Source organism: Streptomyces sp. NPDC052052, from assembly GCF_040680455.1.
GTDB lineage: Bacteria > Actinomycetota > Actinomycetes > Streptomycetales > Streptomycetaceae > Streptomyces.
In genome coordinates this window covers 118,363-138,528 of sequence record NZ_JBFAWU010000005.1, presented here as the reverse complement: position 1 = coordinate 138,528, position 20,166 = coordinate 118,363, and the positions used below count along the sequence as shown (strand labels likewise).

At 70.4% G+C, this 20,166-nt stretch carries 19 protein-coding genes; 4 read left to right on the top strand and 15 right to left on the bottom strand.

The window, feature by feature from the left end; genetic code table 11:
• Window positions 1–58: 58 nt before the first annotated feature.
• From AB0L71_RS07915 to AB0L71_RS07875, 9 genes are all read right to left on the bottom strand, one after another.
• Window positions 59–2,602 carry an ATP-binding protein gene (locus AB0L71_RS07915; protein WP_365239368.1) on the bottom strand — a complete coding sequence of 848 codons (2,544 nt, stop codon included), beginning with the start codon at window positions 2,600–2,602 and terminating at the stop codon, window positions 59–61.
• Between the two features lie 216 nt (window positions 2,603–2,818).
• Window positions 2,819–3,568, bottom strand: a complete 750-nt coding sequence (locus tag AB0L71_RS07910) for an ABC transporter ATP-binding protein (protein WP_365239366.1) — start codon at window positions 3,566–3,568, stop codon at window positions 2,819–2,821.
• 228 nt (window positions 3,569–3,796) lie between these two features.
• The gene (locus tag AB0L71_RS07905; RefSeq protein ID WP_365239364.1) at window positions 3,797–4,465 is read right to left on the bottom strand and encodes a potassium-transporting ATPase subunit C; all 669 of its coding nucleotides are present in this window, start codon (window positions 4,463–4,465) and stop codon (window positions 3,797–3,799) included.
• A 6-nt stretch (window positions 4,466–4,471) separates the two neighbouring features.
• The gene (kdpB, locus tag AB0L71_RS07900; RefSeq protein ID WP_365239362.1) at window positions 4,472–6,568 is read right to left on the bottom strand and encodes a potassium-transporting ATPase subunit KdpB; all 2,097 of its coding nucleotides are present in this window, start codon (window positions 6,566–6,568) and stop codon (window positions 4,472–4,474) included.
• 26 nt (window positions 6,569–6,594) lie between these two features.
• The gene (kdpA, locus tag AB0L71_RS07895; protein ID WP_365239359.1) at window positions 6,595–8,259 is read right to left on the bottom strand and encodes a potassium-transporting ATPase subunit KdpA; all 1,665 of its coding nucleotides are present in this window, start codon (window positions 8,257–8,259) and stop codon (window positions 6,595–6,597) included.
• A 7-nt stretch (window positions 8,260–8,266) separates the two neighbouring features.
• Window positions 8,267–8,356: a K(+)-transporting ATPase subunit F gene (gene kdpF / locus AB0L71_RS07890; protein WP_018516254.1), complete on the bottom strand. Its 90-nt coding sequence runs from the start codon at window positions 8,354–8,356 to the stop codon at window positions 8,267–8,269.
• Window positions 8,357–8,712: 356 nt separating this feature from the next.
• The gene (locus tag AB0L71_RS07885; protein ID WP_365239356.1) at window positions 8,713–9,486 is read right to left on the bottom strand and encodes a DUF3710 domain-containing protein; all 774 of its coding nucleotides are present in this window, start codon (window positions 9,484–9,486) and stop codon (window positions 8,713–8,715) included.
• 1 nt (window position 9,487) lies between these two features.
• The gene (gene dut / locus AB0L71_RS07880; RefSeq protein ID WP_365239354.1) at window positions 9,488–10,021 is read right to left on the bottom strand and encodes a dUTP diphosphatase; all 534 of its coding nucleotides are present in this window, start codon (window positions 10,019–10,021) and stop codon (window positions 9,488–9,490) included.
• Window positions 10,021–10,605 carry a PaaI family thioesterase gene (locus AB0L71_RS07875; RefSeq protein WP_365239351.1) on the bottom strand — a complete coding sequence of 195 codons (585 nt, stop codon included), beginning with the start codon at window positions 10,603–10,605 and terminating at the stop codon, window positions 10,021–10,023. Before AB0L71_RS07875 ends, dut begins: the two co-directional genes overlap by 1 nt.
• Window positions 10,606–10,663: 58 nt before the next feature.
• On the opposite strand from AB0L71_RS07875, the gene AB0L71_RS07870 reads away from it, so the two are divergent.
• Window positions 10,664–11,119, top strand: coding sequence for a DUF3093 domain-containing protein (locus tag AB0L71_RS07870; RefSeq protein WP_365239348.1), 456 nt, complete (start codon window positions 10,664–10,666; stop codon window positions 11,117–11,119).
• A gap of 171 nt (window positions 11,120–11,290) precedes the next feature.
• Here the strand turns inward: AB0L71_RS07870 and AB0L71_RS07865 are convergent, their stop codons facing one another.
• The 4 genes from AB0L71_RS07865 to AB0L71_RS07850 form a co-directional block, all read right to left on the bottom strand.
• Window positions 11,291–12,265: a hypothetical protein gene (locus AB0L71_RS07865; protein ID WP_365239345.1), complete on the bottom strand. Its 975-nt coding sequence runs from the start codon at window positions 12,263–12,265 to the stop codon at window positions 11,291–11,293.
• A 12-nt stretch (window positions 12,266–12,277) separates the two neighbouring features.
• Window positions 12,278–12,574, bottom strand: a complete 297-nt coding sequence (locus AB0L71_RS07860) for a DUF4193 domain-containing protein (protein ID WP_003965732.1) — start codon at window positions 12,572–12,574, stop codon at window positions 12,278–12,280.
• 405 nt (window positions 12,575–12,979) lie between these two features.
• Window positions 12,980–14,209 carry an ATP-binding protein gene (locus tag AB0L71_RS07855; protein WP_365239342.1) on the bottom strand — a complete coding sequence of 410 codons (1,230 nt, stop codon included), beginning with the start codon at window positions 14,207–14,209 and terminating at the stop codon, window positions 12,980–12,982.
• Window positions 14,210–14,215: 6 nt separating this feature from the next.
• Window positions 14,216–14,869 (bottom strand): response regulator transcription factor, encoded by a 654-nt coding sequence (locus tag AB0L71_RS07850; protein WP_365239339.1) that lies wholly within the window; start codon window positions 14,867–14,869, stop codon window positions 14,216–14,218.
• Between the two features lie 376 nt (window positions 14,870–15,245).
• On the opposite strand from AB0L71_RS07850, the gene AB0L71_RS07845 reads away from it, so the two are divergent.
• Entirely contained in the window at window positions 15,246–15,419 is a 174-nt protein-coding gene (locus tag AB0L71_RS07845) for a hypothetical protein (RefSeq protein WP_365239337.1), read from the top strand.
• 82 nt (window positions 15,420–15,501) lie between these two features.
• Here AB0L71_RS07845 and AB0L71_RS07840 read toward each other — a convergent pair whose 3' ends face one another.
• Entirely contained in the window at window positions 15,502–16,320 is an 819-nt protein-coding gene (locus tag AB0L71_RS07840) for an inositol monophosphatase family protein (RefSeq protein ID WP_365239334.1), read from the bottom strand.
• A gap of 36 nt (window positions 16,321–16,356) precedes the next feature.
• Window positions 16,357–17,484, bottom strand: a complete 1,128-nt coding sequence (locus AB0L71_RS07835; protein ID WP_365239331.1) for a ferrochelatase — start codon at window positions 17,482–17,484, stop codon at window positions 16,357–16,359.
• Window positions 17,485–17,636: 152 nt separating this feature from the next.
• On the opposite strand from AB0L71_RS07835, the gene AB0L71_RS07830 reads away from it, so the two are divergent.
• Together AB0L71_RS07830 and AB0L71_RS07825 are read left to right on the top strand one after the other, a co-directional pair.
• Complete coding sequence (locus AB0L71_RS07830) at window positions 17,637–18,884, top strand: MFS transporter (protein WP_365239328.1); 1,248 nt, start codon at window positions 17,637–17,639, stop codon at window positions 18,882–18,884.
• Window positions 18,841–20,163 (top strand): D-arabinono-1,4-lactone oxidase, encoded by a 1,323-nt coding sequence (locus AB0L71_RS07825; protein ID WP_365239326.1) that lies wholly within the window; start codon window positions 18,841–18,843, stop codon window positions 20,161–20,163. Before AB0L71_RS07830 ends, AB0L71_RS07825 begins: the two co-directional genes overlap by 44 nt.
• Window positions 20,164–20,166: the final 3 nt, after the last annotated feature.

Sequence of the window (20,166 nt, the reverse complement as noted above, 5' to 3'; positions counted from 1 at the left end):
TCTGCTGTCGGGGCGGTCTCCCGGGACGTCCCGGAGATCACGGAGTGTGCCTGCGCGGTCATGAGACGGCCCGCGCGGGCAGGTCGGGGCTGACGGGGGCGTGCCCCGTTGCCACCCTGAGCGTCAGCACCATGGTGAGGCCGCCACCGGGGGTGTCCTCGGCATCCAGGGTGCCGCCCATGGACTCCACGAAGCCGCGGGCGACGGCGAGGCCCAGACCGACGCCTGCGCCACGCGGTGCGTCGCCGTAACGCTGGAAGGGCTCGAAGATGCGCTCCTTGGCGTCGTCGGGGACGCCGGGGCCCCGGTCGGCCACCCGCAGCTCGACCCGGGCGCCGAGCGCGCTCGCGGACACGCTGACGGGCTCCCCGTCGGGGCTGTACTTGACGGCGTTCTCGACGATGTTGGCGACGGCCCTCTCCAGCAGCCCGGGATCGACGTCGACCATCGGCAGGGACTCGGGGATGTCCAGGTCCGCGCTGCCCTCGGGGACACCTCCGAGCGCCATCGGGACCACTTCGTCGAGGTCTATCTCACGGATCAGCGGGGTGACGGTACCGGTCTGCAGCCTGGACATGTCCAGCAGGTTGCCCACGAGGTGGTCGAGGCGGTCGGAGCCGTTCTCGATCGCCGCCAGGAGTTCGGCCTCGTCCTCGTCGGACCAGGCGACGTCGTCGGAGCGCAGGGAGGTGACGGCGGCCTTGATGGCGGCGAGCGGGGTCCGCAGGTCGTGACTGACCGCGGCGAGGAGCGCCGTCCTGATCCGGTTGCCCTCGGCGAACCGCCGGGCCTCCTCCGCCTCGTCGACGAGGCGCTGGCGTTCCAGCACGACAGCGGCCTGGGCGGCGAAGGCGCCGAGTACCCGGCGGTCCTCGGCGGGCAGCACCCGTCCGGAGAGCGCGAGCGCCATGTGGTCGCCGACGGGCATGTCCACATCCGCGTCCTCCGGCCGGGTCACCGGGGCCGGACCGACGCTCCCCGCACAGGTCCACGGATCGACGTCGCTCCGCCGCTCCAGCAGGGCGACGGACTCCATGGCGAAGGTCTCGCGGACCCGGTCCAGAAGGGCGTCCAGAGTCGTCTCGCCCCGCAGCACGCTCCCGGCCAGGAAGGAGAGGATCTCCGACTCGGCCCGCAGCCGGGCCGCCTGATGGGTGCGGCGGGCCGCCAGGTCGACGACCGAGGCGACGGCGACCGCCACCGCGAAGAAGATCACGATGGCGACGAAGTTCTCCGGGTCCTGCACGGTCAGGGTGTGGGTCGGCGGGGTGAACCAGTAGTTCAGCAGCAGTGAGCCGGCCGCGGCGGAGGCGAGGGCGGGCAGCAGCCCGCCGATCAGGGCCGCGGTGACGGTCATGAAGAGGAAGAGCAGGACGTCGTTGGCGAGCCCGGGGCCGTCGGGCAGGCTGGTCAGGAGCAGCATGAGCAGGGCCGGGCCGCCCACGCCGACCAGCCAGCCCCAGACGATCCGGCCCCGGCTCAGCCGGGCGCCGCGGGCGATGGGCAGTCCGCGGCCCTTGGCGACCTCTTCGTGGGTGACGATGTGGACGTCGAGGTCGGGGCCCGAGTCGCGGGCGACGGTGGCCCCCACGCCCGGTCCGTAGATGTACTGCCAGGCCTTGCGGCGGCTGGATCCGAGCACGATCTGCGTGGCGTTGACCCCTCGGGCGAATTCGAGCAGGGCCGAAGGTATGTCGTCGCCGATGACGTGGTGGAACGTACCGCCGAGGTCCTCCACGAGGGTGCGTTGGACGGCGAGTTCCTTGGGCGAGGCGGAGGTCAGTCCGTCGCTGCGCGCGACGTAGACGGCGAGGATCTCGCTGCCGGAGCCCTTGGCCGCCATCCGGGACGCACGGCGGATGAGGGTACGGCCCTCGGGGCCGCCGGTGAGCCCGACCACGATCCGTTCCCGGGCCTGCCAGGTGGTGCGGATGTTGTGTTCGCCGCGGTACTCCTGGAGGTATTCGTCGACCCGGTCGGCGACCCAGAGGAGGGCCAGCTCGCGCAGGGCGGTCAGGTTTCCGGGGCGGAAGTAGTTGGAGAGGGACGCGTCGATCCGGTCCGGCTTGTAGATGTTGCCGTGAGCCATCCGACGGCGCAGCGCCTGGGGCGACATGTCGACGAGTTCGAGCTGGTCGGCCCGGCGGACGACCTCGTCGGGAACCGTCTCGCGCTGGCGTACGCCGGTTATGGCCTCGACGACGTCACCGAGCGACTCCAGGTGCTGGATGTTGACGGTGGAGATCACATCGATGCCGGCCTGGAGAAGCTCCTCGACGTCCTGCCAGCGCTTGGCATTGCGGGAGCCCGGCACATTGGTGTGCGCCAGTTCGTCCACCAGGGCGACGGCCGGGGCCCGCTCCAGGACCGCGTCCACGTCCATCTCGGTGAAGACGGCGGAGCGGTACTCGATCTCGCGGCGCCGGATCTGCTCAAGGCCGTGCAGCATGACCTCGGTGCGTGGGCGGTCGTGGTGCTCCACGAAGGCGACGACGCAGTCCGTGCCCCGCTCCACACGGCGATGGGCCTCGGCGAGCATCGCGTACGTCTTGCCGACGCCGGGCGCCGCACCCAGGTAGATCCGAAGCTTGCCGCGAGCCATGTCCTCATTGTCTTCTCTGAAGCGGCTGCGGCCGATGCGGCAGCCGCTTCGAAGCTACCCCGAAGATTCCCGGCAAAGCGGACGGGGGGCTGGGCGGCGGGCTGAATTGACAGGATTCTGACGCCGGACCGAGCGGGGTCGGGCGAGCAGGCCGGATCGGCGAGCGGGGCCCGCCGACGATGGCGGGCAAGCCCGGCATGGTCCCCCTTGGGGGCCCTACGCGTGCTCGACGATGTGCCCGTCACTCAGCTCCAGCACCCGGTCCGCCAGCCCCAGCAGCTGGGTGTCGTGCGTCGCCACCAGCGCGGTGACGCCTTCGCTCCGTACCACCGCCCGCAGCAGCTCCATGACCGCGAGTCCGGTCTCCGCGTCGAGCTGTCCCGTCGGCTCGTCCGCGATCAGCAGCGCCGGCCGGTTGGCCAGTGCGCGTGCGATCGCGACGCGCTGCTGCTGGCCGCCGGAGAGTTCTCCGGGGCGCTGAGCGGCATGGTCGGCGAGGCCGACCATGGAGAGCAGCAGTGCCACCCGGTCCTCGCGCTCGCGCGGGTCCGCCTTGCGCAGCCGCATGGGGACGCCGACGTTCTCCGCGGCGGACAGGATGGGGATCAGGCCGAACGACTGGAAGATGAAGCCGATGCGGTCCCGGCGCAGCTCCAGAAGTCCGTCCTCGCCGAGATCGGCGAGGTCCGTGCCGTCGACGGTGATCCGGCCGCTGTCGGGGCTGTCGAGGCCGCCGACGAGGTTGAGGAGGGTCGTCTTGCCGGAGCCCGAGCGTCCCTTGAGCGCGACGAGCTCACCGCGCGGCACGTCGAAGGAGACCCCGCGCAGCGCGTGCACGGCCGCGGCGCCGGTGCCGTACGAGCGGTGCAGGTCCTCGACCCGGACCATGGGTCCGCGGGCCGGGTCCTCCGCGACCGCCGCACCGCTCTGCCCACCGGTGCGCGTCCGGCTGGTGTTGTCGGTCATGTCTCTCCCCCGTGCGTGATCGGTCCCGTCGGCCGCCAGTATGTGCATGGGGCACGGGACCGGGCAATGGCCAGGGCGGTGCCCGGGGGGTCCGCCGTCCCCGGTGCCCGCCCGTCCCGTCGGCCCTGTTCCGCCCCCGGTTCGGAGTCCGTGGCCTTCCGCCGACGGCATGGGGCCGGCCGTCTCCCGGCCGGCCCCATGCCCTCAGGCACTCAGCTGCTCACGTGCTCACGCCTTGTCGACCAGCTCCTTGAGGGCGATGTTGAGCTTGAGGACGTTGACCCTCGGTTCCCCCACGAACCCGAGGATCCGGCCGTCGGTGTGCTGGTCGACGAGCTGCTCGACCTGGGCGACGCCGAGGTGATTCCGCTCGGCGACGCGCCGCACCTGGAGCTGTGCGTACTGCGGCGAGATGGCGGGGTCGAGGCCGGAGCCCGAGGAGGTGACAGCGTCGGCCGGCACATCGGCGGGGTCGACGGGGTGGCCGGGGACGGAGTTGTCCCTGACGACGGCGGCCTTGGCGGCGGTGACCCAGTCGATGAGTTCCTCGTTGTCGCCGGCACGGTTGGTGGCGCCGGAGAGGATCAGTTCGTACTGGGGGTTGACGCTGTTGGTGCCCAGGCCGTTGGAGGGGCGCGGCTGGAACCACCTGAGGTCCGGGTCCGCGGTCTCCTGGCCCTTCTTCAGCGGCAGCTCGTAGCGCTGGCCGATGAGTGCGGAACCGACGACCTTGCCGTCCGCGGTGACCTCGGAGCCGTTGGCCCGGCCGGGGAAGATGCCCTGGGCGACACCGGTGACGGCGAGCGGGTAGAGCACGCCGCACACGGCGGTGAGGACGAGCAGGGCGCGCAGCCCGGCCCAGAGCGTCCGGGTGGTGTTTCCTACGGAGTTGTTCATGGCAGGTCAGCCGATTCCGGGGATGAGGGAGAGGAGCAGGTCGATGATCTTGATGCCGATGAACGGGGCGACCAGGCCGCCCAGTCCGTACAGCCCGAGGTTGCGCCGGAGCATCGAGTCGGCGCTGCTGGGGCGGTAGCGCACGCCCTTCAGGGCGAGCGGCACCAGCGCGACGATGATCAGCGCGTTGAAGACGACCGCCGACAGGATCGCGGACTCGGGCGAGGACAGCTGCATGATGTTCAGCTTGTCCAGCCCCGGATACGCCACCGCGAACATGGCCGGGATGATCGCGAAGTACTTCGCGACGTCGTTGGCGATCGAGAACGTCGTCAGCGCGCCTCGGGTGATGAGGAGCTGCTTGCCGATCTCGACGATCTCGATCAGCTTGGTGGGGTTGGAGTCCAGGTCCACCATGTTCCCGGCCTCCTTGGCGGCCGAGGTGCCGGTGTTCATCGCCACGCCGACATCCGCCTGAGCCAGCGCGGGAGCGTCGTTCGTGCCGTCACCCGTCATCGCCACGAGCTTGCCGCCGGCCTGCTCCCGCTTGATGAGGGCCATCTTGTCCTCGGGCGTGGCCTCGGCCAGGAAGTCGTCGACCCCTGCTTCCTCGGCGATCGCCTTCGCGGTCAGCGGGTTGTCGCCGGTGATCATGACGGTCCTGATGCCCATGCGGCGCAGGGCGTCGAAGCGCTCCCTCATGCCCTCCTTGACGACGTCCTTGAGGTGGATGACACCCAGGATGCGGGCCCCGCGCTCGTCCTCCAGAGCCACCAGCAGCGGTGTGCCGCCGGCCTGGGCGATCCGGTCGGTGAGTGTCTGTGCGTCCTGCGGGACGCGGCCGCCGCGCTCCTCGACCCAGGCGACGACCGAGCCGGTCGCGCCCTTGCGGACCCTGCGTCCGTCGACGTCCACACCAGACATCCGGGTCTGGGCCGTGAACGCCACCCACTCGGCCTGCCGCAGTTCGCCCTGGTGACGCTCGCGCAGTCCGTACTTCTCCTTGGCGAGCACGACGATCGAACGGCCCTCGGGCGTCTCGTCGGCCAGTGAGGAGAGCTGGGCCGCGTCCGCCAGTTCGGCCGCGGTGGTGCCCGGGACCGGGAGGAACTCGGCGGCCTGGCGGTTGCCGAGTGTGATCGTGCCCGTCTTGTCGAGGAGCAGCGTCGACACGTCGCCGGCGGCCTCGACGGCCCGGCCCGACATCGCGAGGACGTTCCGCTGGACCAGCCGGTCCATACCCGCGATACCGATCGCGGAGAGCAGCGCACCGATGGTTGTCGGGATCAGACAGACCAGCAGGGCGGTCAGCACGATCATCGACTGCTCGGCGCCCGCGTAGACGGCGAACGGCTGCAGGGTGACGACGGCGAGCAGGAAGACGATCGTGAGGGAGGCGAGGAGGATGTTCAGCGCGATCTCGTTGGGCGTCTTCTGCCGCGCCGCGCCCTCGACCAGGGCGATCATCCGGTCGATGAAGGTCTCACCGGGCTTGGTCGTGATCCTGACGACGATGCGGTCGGAGAGGACCTTCGTACCCCCGGTGACGGCGCTGCGGTCGCCGCCGGACTCCCGGATCACCGGGGCCGACTCGCCGGTGATCGCGGACTCGTCCACGCTGGCGACGCCCTCGACGACGTCTCCGTCGCCGGGAATGATGTCACCGGCCTCGCAGACCACCAGATCACCGACGTGCAGCTCGGTCCCCGGCACCCGCTCCTCGTTCCTGCCGATCAGCCGCCGGGCGACCGTGTCGGTCCTGGCCCTGCGCAGCGTGTCGGCCTGCGCCTTGCCCCGTCCCTCGGCGACCGCCTCCGCGAGGTTGGCGAAGACCGTGGTCAGCCAGAGCCACGCGGCGATCGCCCAGCCGAACCAGTCCCCCGGGTCCAGGCACGCCAGCACGGTGGTGACCACCGAGCCGACCAGCACCACGAACATCACGGGCGACTTGACCATCACCCGGGGATCGAGCTTGCGGACCGCGTCCGGGAAGGACCTGAGCAGCTGTTGGGCGTCGAACAGGCCCCCGCCGACGCGTCCTTCGTCCTGGTGGCCGGTGGGAGCGTCCTGATGCGGTGCCCGGGTGGGAGTGACAGTGGACATCGAGTCCTCCTGTTTCGTGCGAGCGGTCATGACGCCAGCCCCTCGGCCAGCGGCCCCAACGCGAGGGCCGGGAAGTAGGTCAGCCCGGCGACGATCAGGACCGTGCCGACCAGCAGCCCGCTGAAGAGCGGCTTGTGCGTGCCCAGCGTTCCGGCGGTCACCGGTACGAGCTTCTGCTCCCCGAGCGAGCCGGCCAGGGCCAGGACGAACACCATCGGCAGGAACCGGCCGAGCAGCATCGCCAGGCCGACCGTCGTGTTGAACCACTGGGTGTCCGCGTTCAGCCCGCCGAAGGCGGAGCCGTTGTTGTTGGCGCCGGAGGTGTACGCGTACAGCACCTCGGAGAATCCGTGCGCACCGGAGTTCAGCATGGAGTTCGGCGGTGTGGGCAGGACCATCGCCGCGGCGGTGAAGCAGAGCACCAGCGCCGGGGTGATCAGGATGTAGCAGGCCGCGAGCTTGATCTCGCGGGTGCCGATCTTCTTGCCCAGGTACTCGGGCGTGCGGCCGACCATCAGACCCGCGATGAACACCGCGATGATCGCCATGATCAGCATGCCGTACAGGCCCGAACCGACGCCGCCGGGCGCGATCTCGCCGAGCTGCATGCCCAGCATCGTGATCCCGCCACCGAAGCCCGTGTACGAGGAATGGAACGAGTTCACCGCCCCGGTGGAGGTCAGTGTCGTGGCCACGGCGAAGATCGACGAGCCGCCGATCCCGAAGCGGGTCTCCTTGCCCTCCATCGCCCCGCCGGCGATCTCGAACGCGGGGCCGTGGTGGGCGAACTCGGTCCACATCATCAGGGCGGTGAAGCCCAGCCAGATGACCCCCATCGTCGCCAGGATCGCGTACCCCTGCTTCGGCGAGCCGACCATCCTGCCGAAGGTGCGCGTCAGCGCGAACGGGATGACCAGGATCAGGAAGATCTCCAGCAGGTTGGACAGCCCGTTGGGGTTCTCGAACGGATGGGCCGAGTTGGCGTTGAAGTAACCGCCACCGTTCGTGCCCAGCTCCTTGATGACCTCCTGGGAGGCCACCGCGCCGCCGTTCCACTGCTGCGAGCCGCCCATGAACTGGCCGACCTCGTGGATGCCCGAGAAGTTCTGGATGGCCCCGCAGGCGACCAGCACCAGCGCGGCGACCACGGAGATCGGCAGCAGGATCCGTACGGTGCCGCGCACCAGGTCGGACCAGAAGTTGCCGAGCTCACCGGTGCGGGAGCCCGCGAAGCCGCGGACCAGCGCCACCGCGACGGCGATGCCGACGGCGGCCGAGACGAAGTTCTGCACCGCCAGGCCGCCGGTCTGGACGACATGGCCCATGGCCTGCTCGCCGTAGTACGACTGCCAGTTGGTGTTCGCGACGAACGACGCGGCCGTGTTGAACGCCTGGTCCGGGTCGATCGAGGCGAAGCCGAGCGAGCCGGGCAGGCTGCCCTGGAGCCGCTGCAGCAGATAGAGGAAGAGGACGCTCACCGCGGAGAAGGCGAGCACGCCACGCAGGTACGCGGGCCAGCGCATCTGGGTGTTCGGTTCGACGCCGATGGCCTTGTACATCCACTTCTCGACGCGGAGATGCCTGCGCGAGGAGTAGACGTCGGCCATGTAGTCGCCGAGCGGACGGTATGCCAGCCCCAGCGCCACGACGAGCGCGAGGACCTGGAGCACACCAGCAAGGACGGGGCTCATGGCGGGCTCAGAACCTCTCCGGGTGCAGAAGGGCGAGGACGAGATAGCCCAGCAGGGCGACGGCCACGATCAGACCGACGATGTTCTCGGCAGTCACAGCTTCGCCACCCCCTTGGCGACGAGCGCCACCAGCGCGAACACCGCGATTGTGGTGACGACGAAGGCCACATCGGCCATCGTGTGCTCCTAGATGAGGTACGGAATCTCGGACCTCTTGAGCAAACCCCCCGCCGCAGGCGTCCTGGCCTGCGTTGATGGCTTCCTTACGAGCAGGAGCGAGCCTTTGACGGCGCACATACGAGTCGCATACGGGTCGCATACGCGCCCTGTACGCGCCCTCCTGGCGTGCGCCCCGAAGCGCACGGTGGCACGGAAAAGGCCGGTGGGCCGTCCCCCGGGAAGGGGGACGGCCCACCGGCCTTCGGCTGTTACCGGGCGGCTGCCCGGCTCCGCTCAGCGCACCTCGGTGATCTCGGGTCCGCGCTGGAGCCGACTCATGCCACCGGAGAACTTCGAGCCCTCCTGGTTCTCCTGCGCGGCGCCCTCGGGCACCATCTGGGCGTCGTCGGGAAGCTTGAGGACGATCGGATCGCGCGGCGCCATCGGGCCCTCGCCACGGACGACCACGGTGTCCCGGAAGACGCTCTCCAGCAGGCCGGCGGCCTCCGGCTGCACGGCACCCTGGCCGGAGATCACTCCGCGCAGGAACCAGCGCGGCCCGTCGACACCGACGAAGCGCACGAGCTGTACGCCGTGCGTACCGTCCGGAAGCTGTACGGGGACCTGGGCGCGCAGCTCCCAGCCCAGCGGGCCCTCGACCTCGTCGATCATCCCGCCCTGCTGGGTGATGCCGGCAGCGATCTCCTCACGGACCTCGCCCCAGATGCCCTCCTTCTTGGGGGCTGCGAAGGCCTGCAACTGGATGGCGCTGTCGCGCAGCACCACGGTCGCGGCGACGATCGCGTCGCCGGCCACCTCGACGCGCAGCTCCATGCCCTCGACTCCGGGCACGAAGATGCCACCCAGGTCGACCCGGCCCTCGCCGGGCTGGGAGACCTCGGATGCGTCCCACGGCCCGTCCGGCCGCGGCGCCGGCGGGAGATTCACCCGACGTGAGCCGTTGTCGGCCCCGTCGGCGTCATCGAGCTCGTCGACGACCTGCTCGGCCTCGCGCGCTTCGTCCGCCACGTCCTCGGCGGAACCACTCTTCTTGCGACGTCCGAACACGTCACTGTCCTTCCCGGTCGGGTACGACCGAAGCGTAGCTGTTCCCACCCTGGGTATTCCCGCCCCTGACGTCACCAACTTGGCCGGAGGCGTGGCCTCCGGTGGATCCGAAGCCTCCTTCTCCGCGGGCCGATCCGGGAAGTTCCGCCACCTCGTGGAAGCGCACCTTCTCGACCTGCTGGACGACCAGTTGGGCAATCCGGTCGAACCGCTCGAACCGCACGGGCTCGCGCGGGTCGAGATTGATGACGATCACCTTGATCTCTCCACGGTACCCGGCATCGACCGTCCCTGGGGCATTCACCAGAGCGACTCCGCAGCGCATGGCGAGGCCGGACCGCGGGTGCACGAACGCGGCGTACCCGTCGGGCAGTGCGATCGCGACTCCGGTGGGCAGCACGGCACGTTCACCAGGGCCGAGTTCGGCGGCCTCGGTCGTCACCAGATCGACGCCGGCGTCGCCCGGGTGCCCATAGGCCGGAATCGGCACTTCCGGGTCCACCCGGCGGATCAGTACGTCCACGGGATGCCGCATCAGGGGTTCACCTCGAAGGCACGGACACGCTTGGTCTGGTCGGGATCGGCCATCGCCGCCTCGATCTCGGCCGGACGGCCGTTCTCGATGAAGTGGTCGACCTCGACCTTGATGAAGAGAGCCTCGGCGCGAACCGCCACGGGGCCGTCCGGCCCTCCGATCCGGCCGGTCGCCCGGGAGTAGATCTTCCGGCCGTGCACCGCGGTGACCTCGGCGTCCAGGTGCAGCACGGTGTCCACCGGCACCGGACACACGAAGTCGGTCTCCAGTCGCCCCGTCACCGCGATCACCCGCAGCATCCAGTTGAGGGAGCCGAGCGTCTCGTCCAGCGCGGTGGCCAGGATGCCGCCGTGAGCGAGGCCCGGGGCGCCCTGATGAGCGGCCTTCACCGTGAACTCGGCGGTGACCGCGACCCCCTCGGCGGCCCGTGCCTGGAGGTGCAGGCCGTGCGCCTGCCCCTCACCGCATCCGAAACAGTGTTCGTAGTGCGAGCCGAGAAGTTCGCCGGGGGCCGGGGAATCGGGGTGCCGAACCGGTTTCACCGCGTCGGCCGGAGGCTTCAGAGCCACAGATGTTCCACTCACAGGCGCAGACCTTACCCGCGCTGCCACCTGCGACGGGTACCGTGCCAAGCTTGGGTCCATGCAGCCTTCCACCCCGCCCTTCGACGAACGACTCACCGCGCCCCGCTCGTGGTGGTTCATCGCCTTCCTGATCGGCATCGCCTGCGCCCTGATGCTGCTGCCCCTCGGCACTCTGCCGATGCTCGCCGGACTGGCGGGCGGCGCGGCCCTGTCGGCGGCCGCGGTGAGCTCCTACGGCTCGGCCAGGATCCGGGTGGTCACGGACTCCCTGGTGGCCGGTGACGCACGCATCCCGCTGACGGCGCTCGGGAAGGCCGAGGCGCTGGACGCGGAGGAGGCGCGCGCCTGGCGCTCGCACAAGGCGGACACCCGCGCCTTCATGCTGCTGCGCAGTTACATCCCGACGGCGGTCCGGGTCGAGGTCACCGACCCGCAGGACCCGACCCCGTACGTCTATCTGTCGACCCGCGAGCCGCAGGCCCTGGTCGAAGCGCTCAACACGGTACGGGCCTGAGCGCGATACGGGCCCGGGGCTCTCCCGGCCCTCTGGTCCGGAGGACTCCCCGCGGACCCTCCGGACGGCCCGCTCCTCAGGGACCGGGCCGACATCGGCGGACGGGCCTGCCCGTCATCCGGGAAGCGGCGCGGCCGACGAGGGACCCGTACGGCAGGGCGCGGGGATGTCTCAGACCTCCGGCTCGCCCGGCAGACCCTTGCGAAGCCCCTTGCGGAGCCCCTTGGGCGGCTCCAGCGGAGGCAGCTCCGAAAGCTGGTCCCAGGGCACCTGGCGCTTGCGCAGGTCCTTCCGCACCCGGTCGGCGAGTTTCCTGGTGTCGCGCCGGTTCATCGTTGCGCCGACGGCGGCGCCGACCATGAACGGGATGAGATTCGGCAGATTGCGCACCATGCGCTTGGTGATCTGCTGGCGCATCTCACGTTTCATCTGGCCGCCCAGCGCCGCGTTGACCGTCATCGGGTGGGCGACATCGATCCCGCGCTCCTCGGTCCAGGACGCGAGATAGGCGGTGGAACGCCGGGTGAGTCCGCCCGGTGGCCGCAGGCCGTAGACCTCGTGGAGCTCGGCGACGAGCTTCATCTCGATCGCGGCCACCCCGGTGATCTCCGCCGCCAGTTCGGCGAGCATGGCGGGCGGCACGGGCATCATGGCCGCCGCACCGATACCGGCACCGACGGTGGCTGTGGCCTTGCTCGCGCCGGCGATGAGCCGGTCGGCGAGCTCTTCGGGCCCGAGGCCCGGGAACTGCTTGCGCAGGGTCGCGAGATCGCGCACGGGGATGCGGGGAGCGGTTTCGATGATCCGGTCGGCAATATGGCCGATCGCGGCCTTGGTGCTCTCCCCGCCCCGGCGTATTCCCCGTCTCACGGGGCCCAGACGGCCTGCCCCGGTCACGGGCTCCGTCCAGTCGGCCGGTCCGACCCCATCAGCCGGGTCGGCCTCTTCCGTGCCTTCGAGCGCCGTGACCGCCTCGAGCGAGGCCGACCGGCCCCGCTCGTCGTCCCGCTCGCCCGCAGAGGGTGGCAGGGCGGACCACTCGGCAGGCGCTGCTACGCCTTCCGCCGGGTCTGTGCCGCCCTGATTCGCCTCCGACGACGTCGTGCGCCGCAAGCGTCGCTTCCAGGAGGATGTGTCGCCTGCCACAGCCCACTCGTCCTAGTCGCAGTCGCGGCAGATCGGCTGGCCGTTCTTCTCGCGCGCCAGCTGGCTCCTGTGGTGCACGAGAAAGCAGCTCATGCACGTGAACTCGTCGGCCTGCTTCGGCAGGACCCGCACGGCCAGCTCTTCGTTGGACAGGTCTGCGCCGGGCAGCTCCAGTCCCTCGGCCGCATCGAACTCGTCGACGTCCACAGCGGACGCCGTCTTGTCGCTCCGGCGAGCCTTGAGTTCCTCCAGGCTGTCCTGGTCGACGTCGTCGTCGGTCTTGCGTGGGGTGTCGTAGTCCGTTGCCATGTTGTTCTCCCCCTCTGGGTGTCTGCAGTGTCTCAGCGCACGTAACGCGTGAGAGGCCGGACTTGTGCCCGACCCGAGGCGGAGATTTTGCCTCACATCAAGGTCTGTTACTCAATCGACACCCAAAAGGACCGCTCAGGAGTGGCCGCCTTGGGTGGCGAAGGGGACCGTACACGGTCCCGGTGTCGCGTTTCACGTGCGCCACCCCGTGTACTTCCCGTGATATCGAACCGCGAAAACCCTTGACTTTTCGGGTTTTCCGGCAGTGTCACCGATCACGGAGCGTGGACATCAGACGAATCGTTCCTGTGATCGATCACACAGGGCCACCTGGGGCGCAGGTCCCGAAAATTCCGCCCAAAGCGAACAAAGCCAGTCGTCCGAGAATCGCCCCTGTACGGGCCCTCAGGCGGGCAGGAAGACGCGCATCACCAGACCTCCTCCCTCGCGCGGCTCGGCGACGATACGGCCGCCATGGGCGCGCGCCACGGACCGTGCGATCGACAGACCGAGCCCCACTCCCTTGTCACTGCCGGTTCGCTCCGTACGCAGCCGTCTGAAGGGCTCGAAGAGGTTGTCGATCTCGTACGCGGGCACCACCGGCCCCGTGTTCGAGACGACGAGGACGGCCTGGCCGGGCTGCAGCTCGGTGGTGACCTCCACCCAGCCCTGTTCCGGGATGTTGTAGCGCACGGCGTTCTGCACGAGGTTCAGGGCGATGCGCTCCAGCAGGACTCCGTTGCCCTGGACGACTGCCGGGGCCCGCCGGCCGCGGATCTCCACTCCCCTCTCCTCCGCCTCGCCGCGCGTCTGGTCGATCGCGCGCGAGGCGACCTCGGCCAGGTCGACCGGTTTGCGCTCGACGATCTGGTTGTCGCTGCGGGCGAGCAGCAACAGGCCCTCGACCAGTTGCTCACTGCGCTCGTTGGTGGCCAGCAGCGTCTTGCCGAGCTGTTTCAGCTCCGGCGGGGCCTGGGGGTCGGAGAGATGGACCTCCAGCAGCGTGCGGTTGATCGCGAGCGGGGTGCGCAGCTCGTGCGACGCGTTCCCGACGAACCGCTGCTGGGCGGTGAAGGCCCGCTCCAGCCGGTCGAGCATCTCGTCGAAGGTGGTGGCGAGCTCCTTCAGCTCATCGTCGGGGCCGTCCAGCTCGATCCGGCGGGACAGATCGGTTCCGGCCACCTGGCGTGCGGTGCGGGTGATCCGGCCCAGCGGGGAGAGCACCCGGCCCGCCATGGCGTAGCCGAAGGCGAACGCGATGACGCTGAGACCCACCAGCGCCAGCAGCGAGCGGTTGAGGAGGGTGTCGAGCGCCTCCTGGCGCTGGTGGTTGACGCAGGTGTTCATCGCGGCGTTGAAGGCGTCCGGTGTCGCCTTCTCGGGCAGGTTGCAGACCGTACTGGTCACCTGCCCGTTGACGATCTTGAACGGCAGCTCGCTGCCCACGTGAAGAGCCTGGGCGGCCAGCATGTAGATGATCGCGAGCAGCAGGATGCCGGCGATCAGGAACATGCCGCCGTACAGGAGCGTGAGCCGTATCCGGATGGTCGGGCGCAGCCAGTAGGGCGACTCCTGCCGTTTGGGCTCCCAGGTGGGCTTCGGGGGTGCTGTCGGCGGCGCCGGGACGGTGGGCATCGCTCCTCAGATCCGGTAGCCGGAGCCGGGCACGGTGACGATCACCGGCGGCTCGCCGAGTTTGCGGCGCAGGGTCATGACGGTCACCCGGACGACATTGGTGAACGGGTCGGTGTTCTCGTCCCAGGCCTTCTCGAGCAGCTGCTCGGCCGAGACGACGGCGCCTTCGCTGCGCATCAGGACCTCCAGCACGGCGAACTCCTTCGGCGCGAGCTGGATCTCGGTGCCGCCGCGGAAGACCTCGCGACGGTTGGGATCGAGCTTGATTCCGGCCCGCTCCAGGACGGGTGGCAGGGCCACCGTCGTACGCCGGCCGAGCGCCCGTACCCGCGCGGTGAGCTCGCTGAAGGCGAACGGCTTGGGCAGATAGTCGTCGGCGCCCAGCTCCAGCCCCTCCACCCGGTCGCTGACGTCCCCCGACGCGGTGAGCATGAGCACCCGGGTGGGCATGCCCAGTTCGACGATCCGCCGACAGACGTCGTCGCCGTGCACCAGAGGGAGGTCCCGGTCCAGCACCACGACGTCGTAGTCATTGACCTCGATGCGCTCCACGGCCGCGGCACCGTCGTAGACGACGTCGACGGCCATGGCCTCACGGCGCAATCCGGTCGCCACCGCATCGGCGAGGAGCTGCTCGTCCTCCACGACGAGTACGCGCACGGCGCTGTCCTTCCTTCGAACTTCAGTACGTCAAACCTCGGAGTGTCCCCATCGGCTCACGATCCGTGATTCGGGTCACTCCTCGGCAGTGGTCTGTGCGGCTCCATCCTGCCCGGAACGCGCATAAACCGGCGATAAGGCGACGGCCGCCGGCCGGTGGCTGCGGGGAAGGTGCCGGAATTCCGGGCCAGTTGAGGTTTCTCTGAGCCTTGGGCTGGGGAGGACGGAGTCACACCCGCGATCACGCCTTGAATGTGGCGTTCCACCGGCCACTCCGTCCCCGGAGAGCGCGTGATCACCCGCCCTACCGTCTCCGCGCGGAGGGAAACCCGGGCACACCCCCGTGCCACCGACCCACGATGAGGGGGCGCACACCATGGACGCATTCACCGCAGGTCTGCTGCAACGCATCAGGACCACCGAGTCCGACCTCACGAAAGCTCGGGAGACAGGCGACGACTTCCTCGCGGATGTCGAGCAGAGCGAGCTGGACGATCTGCACCGTCTCGCCGCCGAGCACGGCGTCGAGATCGGCGCCGGCAGCGTCTGAGCCATGCGGGAAGGGCCCCTGACACCGTCGTCGGTGTCAGGGGCCCTTCCCATGGGTCCGGTGGGCCCGGCCGGCCGGTCGGTCAGTCGTGCCAGGCGCCGTACTCCTCCAGAAGGCCCTGCAACGGCTCGAAGACGCCCGGTGTCGCGGCGACCGCCAGATCGCCGTCGGGGGGAAGCCCGGGGCGGCCGCCCGTGTACGCCCCCGCCTCGCGGGCGATGAGATCACCGGCCGCCAGGTCCCACGGGTGGAGCCCCCGCTCGTAGTAGCCGTCCAGCCGGCCGGCCGCCACATCGCACAGGTCCACGGCGGCGGAGCCGCTGCGCCGGATGTCCCGCAGCTGCGGGATCAGCTTCTGGGCCACGTCCGCCTGGTGCGCGCGGACGGTGGCGACGTAGTTGAAGCCGGTCGAGACGAGCGCCTGGTCGAGCGGGGGCGCGGGCCGGCAGCGCAGTGAGGTGCCGTCGCCGTACGCACCGCCCCTGGCGTACGCGCCGCCGCCGAGCACGGCCTGGTACGTCTCACGGCGCATCGGGGCCTCCACGACGCCCACGACCCGCTCGCCGTCCCGCTCGGCCGCGATGGAGACCGCCCAGGTCGGCAGGCCGTAGAGGTAGTTCACGGTGCCGTCGAGCGGGTCGACGACCCAGCGGATACCGCTGCTGCCGGCCGTGCTGCCCCCCTCCTCGCCGAGGAGGCCGTCCTCCGGGCGGCGCTCGGCGAGGAAGCCGGTGATCAGCTTCTCGGCGGCGATGTCCATCTCGGTGACGACGTCGATCGGGCTGGACTTGGTCGCGGCCACCCCCAGATCGGCCGGGCGGCCGTCCCGCAGCAGCGCACCGGCACGGCGCGCCGCCTCCAGGGCGAGGTCGAGCAGTTCGGACAGGTTCGGGTCGGTCACGGTGCTCCAGCTCTCCAGACGTGCGGCAGGGTCTCGTCAGGCGTACGGGCTGTCGGCGCCCGCGGCGGCGGGCCTGGGGGTCCGGGCCGGGCAGCAGCCGACCGGGCAGAGGTCGTGGCTCGGGCCGAGGGCGCCCAGCGCACACCGCTGCGCAGCGCGGCCCTGCTCGGTGGCGGCGCGCTCCAGCACGAGTTCGCGCACGGCCGCGGCGAACCGCGGGTCCGCCCCCACGGTCGCTGACCTGCGCACCGGGAGCCCCAGCTCGGCAGCCTTCGCGGTGGCCTCGGTGTCGAGGTCGTACAGCACTTCCATGTGGTCCGAGACGAAACCGATGGGGGCCATCACCACGGCGGGGACGCCTTCGGCGTGGAGCGTCTCCAGGTGGTCGCAGATGTCGGGTTCCAGCCACGGGATGTGCGGGGCGCCGCTGCGCGACTGGTAGACGAGCCGCCACGGGTACGTGACGCCGGTCTCCTCGCGCACCGCTTCGACGATCAGGCGGGCGACGTCGAGGTGCTCGGCGACATAGGCGCCGCCGTCGCCGTGCTGGTCCACGGGGCCGGAGGTGTCGGCGGCGGAGAGGGGGATGGAGTGCGTGGTGAAGGCGAGGTGCGCCCCGGCCCGCTGCTCCTGGGGAAGGTCCGCGAGGGAGGCCAGGACGCCGTCCACCATGGGCCGGACGAACCCGGGGTGGTTGAAGTAGTGCCGGAGCTTGTCGACCCGCGGCACGGTCAGCCCCTCGGCCTCCAGCGCGGCCAGGGACTCGGCGAGGTTCTCGCGGTACTGCCGGCAGCCGGAGTAGGAGGCGTAGGCGCTGGTGGCGAGAACGGCGATCCGGCGGTGCCCGGCGGCGGTCATCTCCCGCAGGGTGTCGGTGAGGTACGGCGCCCAGTTGCGGTTGCCCCAGTAGACCGGCAGATCGAGCCCGTGCTCGGTGAAATCCTTGCGCAGGGCGTCCAGCAGGGCCCTGTTCTGGGCGTTGATCGGGCTGACGCCGCCGAACAGGAAGTAGTGCTTGCCGACTTCCTTCAGCCGCTCCTCGGGGATGCCACGGCCACGGGTCACGTTCGCCAGGAACGGGACCACGTCGTCCGGGCCTTCGGGACCGCCGAAGGAGAGCAGCAGCAGGGCGTCGTAAGGAGCGGCAGGGCGCAGATCGGACATGGCTCCGATCCTGCCACTCCCCTCGGACAGTGCTCCCACCGACATCGGGCTCCGGGCCACCACGGTGTCGGACGGTCCTCGCCCGACCGTAAGCTTCTCCGACTACGTTCATGCATGACAGGCGCGTGTGATCACGCCGTGTGGAGCCCTCCTTGCCCAGTCCCTACCGTGCGATTTTCGCCGCCCCCGGCACCAAGGGGTTCTCGGCGGCCGGATTCATCGGCCGGATGCCGCTGTCCATGATGGGCATCGGCGTGGTGACCATGGTGTCCCAGCTCACCGGCCGCTACGGGCTCGCCGGCGCGCTCTCCGCGACGCTCGCGATGTCGGCGGCGGTGATCGGGCCGCAGATCTCCCGGCTCGTCGACCGGTACGGGCAGCGCCGCGTGCTGCGTCCGGCGTGCCTCATCGCCCTGGCGGCGGTGACCGGTCTGCTGCTCTGCGCCCAGCAGCGGCTGCCGGACTGGACGCTCTTCGTCTTCGCGGCCGGTGTCGGCTGCGTCCCCAGCGTGGGTGCGATGACCCGGGCCCGCTGGGCCGAGATCTACCACGGTTCGCCGCACCGGCTGCACACCGCGTACGCGTGGGAGTCCATCGTCGACGAGGTGTGCTTCATCTTCGGACCGATCATCTCGATCGGCCTGTCCACCACCTGGTTCCCGGAGGCCGGACCGCTTCTGGCGGCCGGGTTCCTGCTGGCCGGGGTCTTCTGGCTGACCGCGCAGCGCGCCACGGAACCGGTACCGCATCCGCGCGAGCCGCACACCCGCGGCACCGCGCTGCGCTCCCGGGGTCTCCAGGTGCTCGTGGTCACGTTCGTGGCGACCGGTGCGATCTTCGGGGCGATCGACGTGGTGACGGTGGCCTTCGCCGAGGAGCAGGGCCACAAGTCCGCGGCGAGCCTGGTGCTGGCCGTGTACGCGCTGGGTTCCTGCCTGGCCGGCGCGGTCTTCGGCCTGCTGCGTCCCAAGGGGAGCCCGTCCGCCCGGTGGGTGGTGGGCGTGTGTGCGATGGCCGTGAGTATGATCCCCCTCCAACTGGCTGGGAGCCTGCCGTTCCTGGCCGTGGCGCTCTTTGTCGCGGGCCTCGCCATCGCACCGACGATGGTGACCACCATGGCCCTCGTCGAGCAGCACGTACCGCGCAATCAGCTGACCGAGGGCATGTCCTGGACCGGCACCGGACTCGCCGTCGGTGTGGCACTCGGCTCCTCGGCCGCCGGCTGGGTGATCGACGGGTTCGGGGCCGATGCGGGGTACGCGGTGCCCGGTGTGGCGGGAGCACTCGCGGCCGTGGTGGCGTTCCTGGGGTACCGCCGGCTCACCGGGCCGGTTCCTACCGAAAGGCGCGGGGACGATGACCCACACCGACGCACGGACGACGACGAACGCGTGGCGTAACTGGGCGGGAAACGTCACGGCCCGTCCGGCGCGGGTCGTGTCACCCGCCTCCGTGGCCGAGCTCGCCGAGGTGCTGCGCAGCGCTTCCGAGGACGGCCTGCGGGTGAAGCCGGTCGGGACGGGGCACTCCTTCACGGCGACGGCGGCCACCGACGGTGTGCTGGTCCGTCCGGACCTGCTCACCGGTATCCGGGAGATCGACCGCACGGCGATGACGGTGACCGTCGAGGCGGGGACCCCGCTGAAGCGGCTGAACGCCGCCCTGGCTCGGGAGGGCCTGTCGCTCACCAACATGGGCGACATCATGGAGCAGACGGTCGCCGGCGCCACGTCCACCGGCACCCATGGCACCGGCCGCGACTCCGCGTCCATATCCGCGCAGATCCGCGCACTCGAACTGGTCACCGCCGACGGCACGGTGCTGACCTGTTCGGAGACGGAGAACGCCGATGTCTTCGCCGTGGCACGCATCGGCCTCGGCGCCCTGGGGGTCGTCACGGCGATCACCTTCGCCGTGGAACCGATCTTCCTGCTGACGGCCCGTGAGGAGCCGATGGGTTTCGACCGGGTCATGAACGACTTCGACGAGCTGGTCGCCGAGAACGAGCACTTCGAGTTCTACTGGTTCCCGCACACCGGCAACTGCAACACCAAGCGCAACAACCGCAGCGCGGGCCCGGCCGCCCCGCTCGGAAAGGTCGGCGGCTGGTTCGAGGACGAATTCCTCTCCAACGGAGTCTTCCAGGTGGCCTGTTCCCTCGGCCGCGCGTTCCCCGCCGCCATTCCGGCGATCGCCGGGCTCTCCAGCCGCGCCCTGTCGGCCCGTACCTACACCGACATCCCGTACAAGGTCTACACCAGCCCGCGCCGGGTCCGCTTCGTGGAGATGGAGTACGCGGTGCCGCGCGAGGCCGCCGTGGAGGCGCTGCGCGAGGTCAAGGCCATGGTGGACCGGTCGCCGCTGCGGATCGGCTTCCCCGTGGAGGTCCGCACCGCCCCCGCGGACGACATCGCGCTCTCCACGGCCTCGGGCCGGGAGAGCGCGTACATCGCCGTCCACCTCTACCGGGGCACGCCCTACCAGGCCTACTTCACGGCGGTGGAGCGGATCATGACCGCCCATGCCGGCCGACCGCACTGGGGCAAGGTCAACACGCGCGACGCCGAGTACCTCGCCGGGGTGTACCCGCGGTTCGGCGAGTTCACCGCCGTGCGCGACCGGCTGGACCCGGACCGTCTCTTCGGCAACGACTATCTGCGCCGGGTGCTGGGCGACTGAACG